Raw genomic sequence first — 9,641 nt, 5'->3', positions numbered from 1 at the left:
TTTCTTAGGCTTTAGGCGTTTAACTCAGTTGGACTCAGTTTGAAAAATAACTGGGGTAATTTATGATGCGTAGATTGTAAGTTCGCGTAAATCAAACGCGAACACTTCTTTTTTGTCCAAAGTCCAACTTATTACAAACCTTTAATTATTTACGCCGTTCTACTTACAAGGTTTTTGACGCTAACCCAAGCGTATTGCTATATAATCTCTTAGGTTGTCAGCATATCAGCATAAAAAAATACAAAATCAACTCATGAACAATCAAGTTAAGATTTTGATAGCAGCAGTATTACTTGTAAGTTCTACAGCAGTTCAACCTTCCAATGGGACAGAAAAAAGTACTGGATTTTTTGTTAAAAATATTAGCTTTATAGCTCCAGAGCAATTCAAAATAGCACAAGCTATAGAACCGAGAGTTATTAAACTTCGTCTAGGAGATTCTGGTGTTTCAGTAGGAAGTGTTTTGTCTTGGGGATTTGCTGGTTTAATCCAAAAAAGATCAACTGATTGGGTTCGTTTAGAACTAAGTGATAATCAAGTAAGAGTAGTACATACAACCAGGACGACTAATTGGTTAACTCAGATTTCTAAATGGTGGGATCATCCTGTTAGAAAAATCGCTTTTAAGCCAGATTCTTGTAAACTAGATAATGTCCAAAACCAAGGTGGCTCAGATATAGAAACCCAACTGAGAGAGATAAAAAAACTTTATGAGTCTAAACTAATAACAGAGCAACAGTATGAAGAATCGCAGCGCAAAATTATTAATCAAATAAATACTACTCCGAACCAAGTTACTACTCAAAATACTACTATTAATTCCGGATGCGTTGTATTAGGAGAAAATGCTACAGTAACACTTAAAGATATGGCTTTATTAACTAAAGGAGAATTTAAAATTGAATATTTAGAAGGGAATGAATGGAAATACGCAGCTTTTAGAGTACCAGAAAAAGAATATCAATAGCTGGTCGTTGGAAGTAATCAGGAATTTTTACTTGCAAACAGTCCATCAATTTGGAGAACACTTGGCACAAAAATCGGGACTGAATTTACAGTATTGGCTACCTGTCAATTGGTAAGCTGTACAATAAGGAAAACTGGTAAGTTCAATTTTGGCTGCTTGTAATTTGGAAGCATTGGACAACGCTTCAGTAAGTTTGGTTCTATTAGTCAGAAAAGTAGCTAAAAGTTTAGGTAACGCCATGCAAGCAGCAATGTTTAGCAGCGTTAGCAGTATAGCGTCTATCAAATTCATAGGTAATCATCTCCTGTGAAAAATAGGCGTAGGTGTAGCCCGTGGTAGACATCGCTGTTCTTAGATACAAACACAATCATTGCTTGCAATCTATGTAAATTAACTTTAACATAAATTTTTGTAAATATAAACGTGGAATTCCTGGAATTATCATACACAGAAAGGAATGTGGATAATAAGGAAGGTTATTGTAGCGGAATAACAAAATAAGCTGTAAAAACGATCAGTTTAAAATCTCCAGGTGAGGTGTTATGTCAAAAACCCGAACTACGTCTTCTTTTTTATCTAACATCAGTGAGCGAGAACGGCGGTCATTAAAGCGGTTGGTAGATTACACAAATGTGGAATCGCTACCAGAAGTTTGGCCTTTGGCAGCTCAACGATTTGGTGATGTTGTCGCCCTCCGCAGCCCTCACAGTCAACCAGAAGCAGTGATTACTTATACCCAACTATCCGAGCAAATACAACTATTTGCTTCGGGGTTACAGGCGTTGGGAGTAAAGGTAGGCGATCGCATTTCTTTAATTTCTGATAACAGTCCTCGCTGGTTTATTGCCGATCAAGGCATCATGACTGCTGGAGGCGTTGATGCGGTGCGTAGCTCCCAAGCGGAAAAAGAAGAACTGCTGTTTATCATCGCTAATAGCGGCAGTACAGCGATCGTAGTTGAGGATTTAAAAACACTTAAAAAACTACAAGACCGCCTCAACGATTTACCAATTCAGGTATTAATTTTACTTTCCGATGAAGCACCACCGACAGAGGAAACCTTAAAGGTACTGAACTTTACACAGTTGCTCGAAATTGGGGCAAATCATAATTTGGTGCCAGTCAAGCAAAATCGTGACGCTCTAGCAACCCTAATTTACACCTCTGGCACCACGGGCAAACCCAAGGGTGTAATGCTGTCTTATAACAACTTGATGCACCAAGTAACAACCTTTGGGACAGTATTGCAACCAAACGCGGGCGACATCGTTCTCAGTATCCTACCTTCGTGGCACAGCTACGAACGGACTGTTGAATATTACCTACTATCTCAAGGTTGTACGCAAATTTATACCAACTTGCGCTCCGTTAAAGGGGATTTGAGACAATTTAAACCCAACTACATGGTGGGTGTACCCCGCCTGTGGGAATCGATTTATGAAGGAGTGCAAAAGCAGTTCCGGGAACAACCAGCGAAAAAGCAACGCCTAATTAACTTTTTAATGGGCATTAGCGAGAAATATATCAAAGCGCGGCGAGTTGCTCAAGGATTAAGTTTAAATAATCTTCATGCTTCAGCCCTTGAACGATTAACAGCTAGGATACAAGCATCGGCTTTATTACCCCTCCATACCTTGGGAGAACGACTGGTTTATGCCAAAGTGCGAGAAGCCACAGGAGGAGAAGTTAAGCAGATGATTAGCGGCGGCGGTGCGCTTCCCAGACACATAGATAACTTCTTTGAAATTATTGGTGTGCAGATTTTGCAAGGTTATGGCTTGACAGAAACCTCTCCTGTTACCCATGTGCGTCGTCCTTGGCGAAATTTGATTGGTGCATCAGGAGAACCACTTCCAGCTACAGAAGCTAAAATCGTAGATCCTGAAACAAAAGCCCCTTTACCAGTAGAAAAGCGAGGCTTAGTGTTGTTGAGGGGGCCGCAGATTATGCAAGGCTATTACCAAAATCCCGAAGCGACAGCGAAAGCAATTGATGCTGAAGGTTGGTTTGATAGCGGCGATTTGGGTTGGCTGACACCACAAAACGACTTAGTGCTAACTGGCAGAGCGAAGGATACGATTGTATTGACTAACGGGGAAAACATCGAACCACAGCCGATTGAAGATGCGTGTTTGCGATCGCCATACATCGATCAAATTATGCTCATCGGCCAAGATCAGCGCAGCCTGGGAGCCTTAATTGTCCCCAATGTCGAAGCTTTAGAAAAATGGGCCGCAAGCCAGAATTTGATACTGGATACGCACAATGATCAGGAGATTTCCTCATCCAGTCAAAAAATTGACTTAGAGAGTAAAATAATCCAGGATTTATTTCGGCAAGAATTAAATCGGGAAGTGCAAAATCGTCCAGGTTATCGGCCGGATGACCGCATCGGAACGTTTAAACTCATTGTGGAACCGTTTTCAATCGAAAATGGTTTGATGACACAAACACTAAAAGTTCGACGACATATCGTCACGGAACGCTATCGCGATATTATTGACGGGATCTTTGCCTGATTATTCCACCTGCTAACTGTAAAGAGTGAACGTGAAATATTTATGGATGTCTCCAAATCTAACTTGCTCCTGAAACGGGTCGTTAACGTCAAAGTTATTGTGACTCCCCTCTGGAAAGATGAAGTACAACAGCAGCTGCAAACGCAGATTAATCAACTTGATCAGCAACTGCAACAGCTAGACGTTGAAGGACAAAGAGCTGTTACTGCAATTCAGAAGCAGAGTCTGCAACCACCCGGCCCTCAGACTCTCCAACAAATTGACAATATTCAGCTCCAAGTCAATCAAAAGAAAAGTGAATTTCTAGAGCAGAAAAATCAGTTGCTGCAAAACCTCCAGCAAGTGCAGTTTCTTCAACAGGATCAAGAAGTAAACCAATTTCAAATGGAAGGCTTTTTCCGAGTAGAAATCGGTGATAACCTGATTAGCAAAATGCAGGTCGAAATCGTTCTTCGTGATGGCGTTGTAGAAGAAATTCGCGGCGACATTTAAATTTGTCATTTGTCATTTGTCATTTGTCCTTTGTTTTGTGAGCAATGATCAATGACTAATGACAGATGTGATTTAACTTTGTGTTTGGGCGGCTTTGCTCCCAACATTGTACCTGGGAGCCAGCCCAAACAATTTGCCAGACTGGAGGAGAGCTAATAAAAAGCGATCGCCCAAAAGTCGTCATTTCAACTCGATACTTAACTGTACCAACTGAATCATCACCCGGCTTGATTTGCGTAATCGTCACAAGGGCTTGATTTTGTTGCGGATAAGCTACCTCTACCTTTCGCGTTCCTCGCAGTGATGCTATGTCATCCAACGCATTTAGCGCCAGGGTAGCAGGATCACTACCTTGAAGAGATGAGTTGATCTTTTCTAAAGGTATAGTTTTATAATCGGAACGCTCGGAGTATGCCACAACCTCTTGAGACTGATGCATTGCTGCTAGCTGCTGGGTTTGTCCATCACTAGTCTCAACAATTGGTGCAGATAGCTGGCGCTGAATAATATAAACTCCAGCGCCAGCAGTGGCAAAGATGCTTAGTATCACAATCAGAAAGAATTTAAACTTTGCCAACATAAAAGTAAACGGAATTTCAAATAGGTTTATTACCAATTTTGAATTCTAGATTGAACTGTATTTTATATCCTCTACCTGTGAGAAGCTCTTGTATCTTAAGCAGTAGTTATGAGGAATACAAATGGCAATTTAATTTAATCTGTGAGCAAATCCTGGTGGTTTTTCCAAGTCAACGACTAAAACGAGATATTGCCTAATCTATGAGGATAGCTCTGTATTAGAGACGTCTAAGCCATATTTAGGTTCCTAAAGTCATTTGTCATTTGTCAAGAGTCAATAATTCTTTCATGCCCCATGCCCCATGCCCACTTGCCCTGAGCGTACCCCTGCTCTTAAGCAAGCTACGCGTAGCGTCTCGTAGAGAAGTCGTTCGCGTAGTGTCTCGCAGAGAAGGGATGCCCAATGCCCAACCGAAAATATAAAATCTCCAATCCAAAATTCTTTGATCAAGATACAATTCGATCTGATAAAAGCTGTTAAATTCCATAAACCATTGATTCCCAAACCACCCTATGAGCATTCACGAAGTATTTATGCCGGCTCTGAGTTCTACCATGACTGAAGGCAAAATCGTCTCCTGGGTGAAATCGCCAGGGGACAAAGTGGAAAAAGGCGAAACAGTGGTGGTTGTAGAGTCAGATAAGGCAGATATGGATGTAGAAACCTTTTATGAAGGCTTTCTTGCCCATATCATAGTTGAAGCTGGTGAAACTGCCCCGGTAGGATCGGCGATCGCCTTCATCGCTGAAACGGAAGCTGAAATTGAACAGGCGAAATCTCTTGCCAATTCCGGTGGCGTGGCTGCTACTACTACCCCTTCCTCTGAACCAATCCCCGCCGCCAGCACAGCCTCAGCCGCAACACCTGCCTTAGCCTCTCCAAACGGGTCTAACCACAAAGAGGGAAGGCTTGTAGCCTCGCCCCGTGCCCGCAAGTTAGCTAAAGAACTCAAAGTTGATTTAACTACTCTCCAAGGCAGTGGCCCCCACGGTCGCATTGTCGCCGAAGATGTGGAAGCATTATCCAATCAGGGCAAACAACCCGCCCCTGCCCCAGTTGCCCCACCAGCACCTGTACCAACCAGCACCCCAGTTGCACCCGCAGCTACACCTGTGACGGCGGCTGTTCCTGGTCAAATCGTACCTTTAACTACCTTCCAAAATGCCGTAGTGCGGAACATGGTAGCTACCATATCCGTGCCCGTCTTCCGTGTCGGTTATACAATTACCACCGATGGATTAGACAAACTTTATAAACAAATTAAATCCAAAGGCGTGACAATGACAGCGCTATTGGCGAAAGCTGTAGCGGTGACATTGCAAAAACACCCACTGTTAAATGCTAGCTACTCAGACCAGGGAATTGTCTATCATTCTGAGATCAACATTTCCGTAGCAGTAGCGATGGATGATGGCGGATTGATTACACCTGTGCTGCAAAATGCAGATGCAGTGGATATTTATTCTCTATCGCGTACTTGGAAGTCTTTGGTAGAACGTGCGAGGGCAAAACAACTACAGCCCCAAGAATACAACAGTGGTACTTTTACCCTGTCCAATTTGGGGATGTTTGGCGTAGATAAATTTGATGCGATTTTACCGCCTGGACAAGGTTCAATTTTAGCGATCGGGGCATCCCGTCCGCAAGTAGTAGCAACACCCGACGGTTTATTTGGCGTGCGCCAACAAATGCAAGTTAATATTACTTCCGACCACCGGATTATTTACGGTGCCCATGCTGCGGCGTTCTTGCAAGATTTAACAAAATTGATTGAGACGAATCCTCAATCTTTGACAATGTAATTTTGAAAAGACACCAAATTTAAATGTTAGCGCTACTCTACGAAAAACTGCTTCTCGCTGATAGCGCTAACAATAAATAATACCTACATTTCAGTTTTTATCGACAAACTAAGTACATTGGTGCAAAAAAAGTCAAGTATGTTACAAAACGTAAATAAGCTTAAAACCTTTACTAATGACAAATGACCAATGACAAATGACAGCCTTAGGCAGTTAACTTTAATTGCGCCAACCTACTTATAATAATTTTGGACTATTATCACAAGCCGTTGCAATTTAAAAGCTTGTCGAAATTTTCTGCCAGAAATTTGCTTGGTGAAGTAGACCTTCTGAGGATTGCTGCAAGCTTGAAACAGGAGCAAAAACAGAAGCGAAAACTGGGACAATTTTTGACTCCTGCTCCAGTAGCAGAATTAATGGCTGGGATGTTTGGCAAGCTTGATCTTCCTCAAATATCTCTACTTGATGCTGGAGCAGGAGTTGGCTCATTACTTGCAGCCTTTGTAGCTAGCCTTTGTCAGAGGAAACGACGCCCCGCCAATTTAGATATTGTTGCCTATGAAATTGATCCTTTTCTGATTGTATATTTGCATCAGACATTGAAATTATGTGCCAGAGAATGTCAAATAGCTGGGATCTCTTTCAATTATGAGATTCGGGATCAGGATTTTATTGAGGATGCCGTCAGGCTTCTTAGGCCTAGTTTGTTCGATAATCCTGACAATTGCAGATTTACCCACGCTATTCTCAATCCCCCATATTTGAAAATTAACGCTCATTCCAAAGTTCGTGCTTTGTTACGTTCTATAGGATTAGAAGCCAGTAATCTATATACAGGTTTTATCGCGGCTACAGCTCAACTTCTGGAATCAAGAGGGGAACTTGTAGCTATCTCGCCGCGTAGTTTCTGTAATGGGCCATATTTTAGAGACTTCCGCAGAATGTTTTTGGAAATGATGGCTTTAGACCAAATACATATTTTTGAATCCAGACAAGAAGCTTTTTATGACGATGAAGTTTTGCAGGAAACAATTATTATTCATGCTGTCAAACAAAAACCAAAATTTGACAATGTACTCATCAAGACAAGTTCGAGTGTTGATGATGATTTTATTATGTCAAATTACTCACCTTATACAGAGATAGTTCATCCCCACGATTCGCAACAATTTATCCACATTATCCCAGATACACTAAGTCGGCAGGTCATTGAACAAATGGCTAACTTTACCTGCACATTACAAGACCTTGGATTGAACGTATCAACAGGACGTGTTGTAGATTTTCGTGCCAAAGAACATCTGTGTTTAATGCCAGAAAAAAACTCTGTGCCTTTGATTTATCCATTGAATTTCTCAGGAGGATATGTTAAATATCCAAAGGTAACTAGAAAACACCAAGCTCTAGTATATACAGAACAAACAGTCTCTCTTTTAGTACCAAATGAAAATTATGTATTGACCAAACGTTTTTCCTCAAAAGAGGAGAAAAAACGAGTGGTTGCCGTTGTATATGATGCTAACCAAATTGATTGTTATTGGGTAGGTTTTGAAAATCATCTGAATTATTTTCATCAGGAGGGAAGGGGACTCAATCTTACCCTAGCACGCGGTCTTACTGCTTATCTTAACTCTAGCCTCGTAGACACATTTTTTCGTTTATTTAATGGTCATACTCAGGTTAATGCAACTGATTTACGAAATTTAAAATATCCTACAATAACGCAGCTAATAACCTTGGGGCGATGTATTACTGAGTACTTTCCGTCACAGAAAGACATCGATCAACTTGTGCAAGAAAAGTTACTGAGTATGAGCAATCAGTCTGAAAACAACCCCTTAATAATTAAAACCCGTATTGATGAAGCACTGGAAATACTAATTGAACTTGGACTTCCACGGGCACAACTTAATGAACGTTCAGCCCTAACTCTGTTGGCTCTACTTGACTTAAAGCCGACTGATTCTTGGAAAGCTGCTGCATCTCCCTTAATGGGAATTACACCAATGATGGAATTTATGGCGCAGCATTATGGCAAAACATATAAACCTAATACACGAGAAACTGTTCGCCGCCAAACAGTCCATCAATTCTTAGATGCAGCTTTGATAATTGCAAATCCAGATGCTCCTGACCGCGCCATTAACAGTCCCAAAACGCTATATAAGATTGAAGAAAGTGCGCTTGAGCTATTACGTACTTATAGAAGCACTGAATGGAAAAAGAGCCTTGGCACTTACCTTGCTTCAGCTGAAACTTTGAAAAAACGATATGCTCAGGAGCGGGAACTATCACGTATCCCTATTGTGATTGAAGGGAAGATAAAAACTCTATCTCCAGGTGGACACAATATTCTGATTGAGAAGATTATTAAGGAGTTTGCAGAACGTTTTACACCTGGAGGAAAATTGATTTATGTTGGTGATACAGATGAAAAATTTGCCCACTTTAATGAAGTGGCATTGAGAGATTTAGGCGTTACTGTTGATTCTCACGGAAAAATGCCTGATGTGATTATTCATCATCTAAAAAATGATTGGCTAGTTTTAATTGAAGCTGTAACTTCTCATGGCCCAATTAACCCTAAACGAAAGAAAGAACTTGAAGTTATCTTTGCTGATCTAAAAATTCCTATTGTAATGGTAACAACCTTTTTAAGTCGGAAAGCGATGGTGGAATATTTGGCTGAAATTGCTTGGGAAACCGATGTTTGGGTTGCTGAAGATTCTACTCATCTCATTCATTTCAATGGAGAATACTTGTTACAGTCTTACAAAATAGATAGAGATTTTGAAACAGAATAAACTATAGTAAGTAGGTTGGCGCAATTAAAGTTAACTGGCTAAGGCTGTCACTTGTACTGAGCGAAGTCGAAGTATTTGTCATTAGTAAAGGTTTTAAGCTTATTTACGTTTCGTAACATACTTGAATTTTTTCGCACCAACGTACTTACAATACGGTTCATTTAAGGCTTAAACTCTTTTTTTACGAACCACAGAGGCGCAGAGAACACAGAGAGAAAGAGAAAATGGTTGACTGAACTGTATTGAACTATAAGTAGAGCGACGCAAATAAAGCTAACTGGCTAAGGCTGTCATTTGTACTGAGCGACTTGCCCTGAGCGTAGCCGAAGGGAGTCGAAGTATTTGTCATTTATAACCCACATTCCGCACCCACAACTGTCACACCCCAAGGAGACGGATATATTTAGTACATAAGAACTATTTATTAGGAGAATTTACTAGAGCTAAATAGGAATTACTATTATTAAGCTGGATGTA

General features: G+C 40.9%; 7 protein-coding genes. 5 read left to right on the top strand and 2 right to left on the bottom strand.

Annotated elements, in window-relative coordinates; genetic code table 11:
- The first annotated feature begins 253 nt into the window (after positions 1 to 253).
- A complete protein-coding gene (locus tag LC605_RS28655) occupies positions 254 to 967 on the top strand; it encodes a hypothetical protein (RefSeq protein WP_229550837.1) in 714 nt (237 codons plus the stop codon).
- 45 nt (positions 968 to 1,012) lie between these two features.
- Here LC605_RS28655 and LC605_RS28650 read toward each other — a convergent pair whose 3' ends face one another.
- Entirely contained in the window at positions 1,013 to 1,258 is a 246-nt protein-coding gene (locus LC605_RS28650) for a hypothetical protein (RefSeq protein WP_229550836.1), read from the bottom strand.
- Positions 1,259 to 1,509: 251 nt separating this feature from the next.
- Between LC605_RS28650 and LC605_RS28645 the strand changes: the two genes are divergently transcribed.
- On the top strand, positions 1,510 to 3,486 hold the full coding sequence (locus LC605_RS28645; RefSeq protein WP_229550835.1) for a long-chain fatty acid--CoA ligase: 1,977 nt from the start codon (positions 1,510 to 1,512) through the stop codon (positions 3,484 to 3,486).
- Positions 3,487 to 3,528: 42 nt separating this feature from the next.
- Entirely contained in the window at positions 3,529 to 3,978 is a 450-nt protein-coding gene (locus tag LC605_RS28640) for a YlqD family protein (protein ID WP_229550834.1), read from the top strand.
- 55 nt (positions 3,979 to 4,033) lie between these two features.
- Here the strand turns inward: LC605_RS28640 and LC605_RS28635 are convergent, their stop codons facing one another.
- Positions 4,034 to 4,558, bottom strand: a complete 525-nt coding sequence (locus LC605_RS28635) for a hypothetical protein (protein WP_229550833.1) — start codon at positions 4,556 to 4,558, stop codon at positions 4,034 to 4,036.
- 512 nt (positions 4,559 to 5,070) lie between these two features.
- Here LC605_RS28635 and LC605_RS28630 point away from each other — a divergent pair.
- Both LC605_RS28630 and LC605_RS28625 read left to right on the top strand, forming a co-directional pair.
- Positions 5,071 to 6,360 (top strand): dihydrolipoamide acetyltransferase family protein, encoded by a 1,290-nt coding sequence (locus LC605_RS28630; RefSeq protein WP_229550832.1) that lies wholly within the window; start codon positions 5,071 to 5,073, stop codon positions 6,358 to 6,360.
- Between the two features lie 284 nt (positions 6,361 to 6,644).
- On the top strand, positions 6,645 to 9,164 hold the full coding sequence (locus LC605_RS28625) for a BsuBI/PstI family type II restriction endonuclease (RefSeq protein ID WP_229550831.1): 2,520 nt from the start codon (positions 6,645 to 6,647) through the stop codon (positions 9,162 to 9,164).
- Positions 9,165 to 9,641 lie beyond the last annotated feature (477 nt).

This window comes from Nostoc sp. CHAB 5836 (assembly GCF_020829445.1).
In the GTDB taxonomy this organism is placed as follows: Bacteria; Cyanobacteriota; Cyanobacteriia; order Cyanobacteriales; family Nostocaceae; genus Nostoc.
This window is presented reverse-complemented; position numbering and strand designations above follow the sequence as displayed.

What these genes read in the sequence shown, in the direction of transcription:
- LC605_RS28655 (WP_229550837.1), top strand. Translation starts at nt 254, where the DNA reads ATGAACAATCAAGTTAAGATTTTGATAGCAGCAGTATTACTTGTAAGT.
- LC605_RS28650 (WP_229550836.1), bottom strand. Translation starts at nt 1,258, where the DNA reads ATGAATTTGATAGACGCTATACTGCTAACGCTGCTAAACATTGCTGCT.
- LC605_RS28645 (WP_229550835.1), top strand. Translation starts at nt 1,510, where the DNA reads ATGTCAAAAACCCGAACTACGTCTTCTTTTTTATCTAACATCAGTGAG.
- LC605_RS28640 (WP_229550834.1), top strand. Translation starts at nt 3,529, where the DNA reads ATGGATGTCTCCAAATCTAACTTGCTCCTGAAACGGGTCGTTAACGTC.
- LC605_RS28635 (WP_229550833.1), bottom strand. Translation starts at nt 4,558, where the DNA reads ATGTTGGCAAAGTTTAAATTCTTTCTGATTGTGATACTAAGCATCTTT.
- LC605_RS28630 (WP_229550832.1), top strand. Translation starts at nt 5,071, where the DNA reads ATGAGCATTCACGAAGTATTTATGCCGGCTCTGAGTTCTACCATGACT.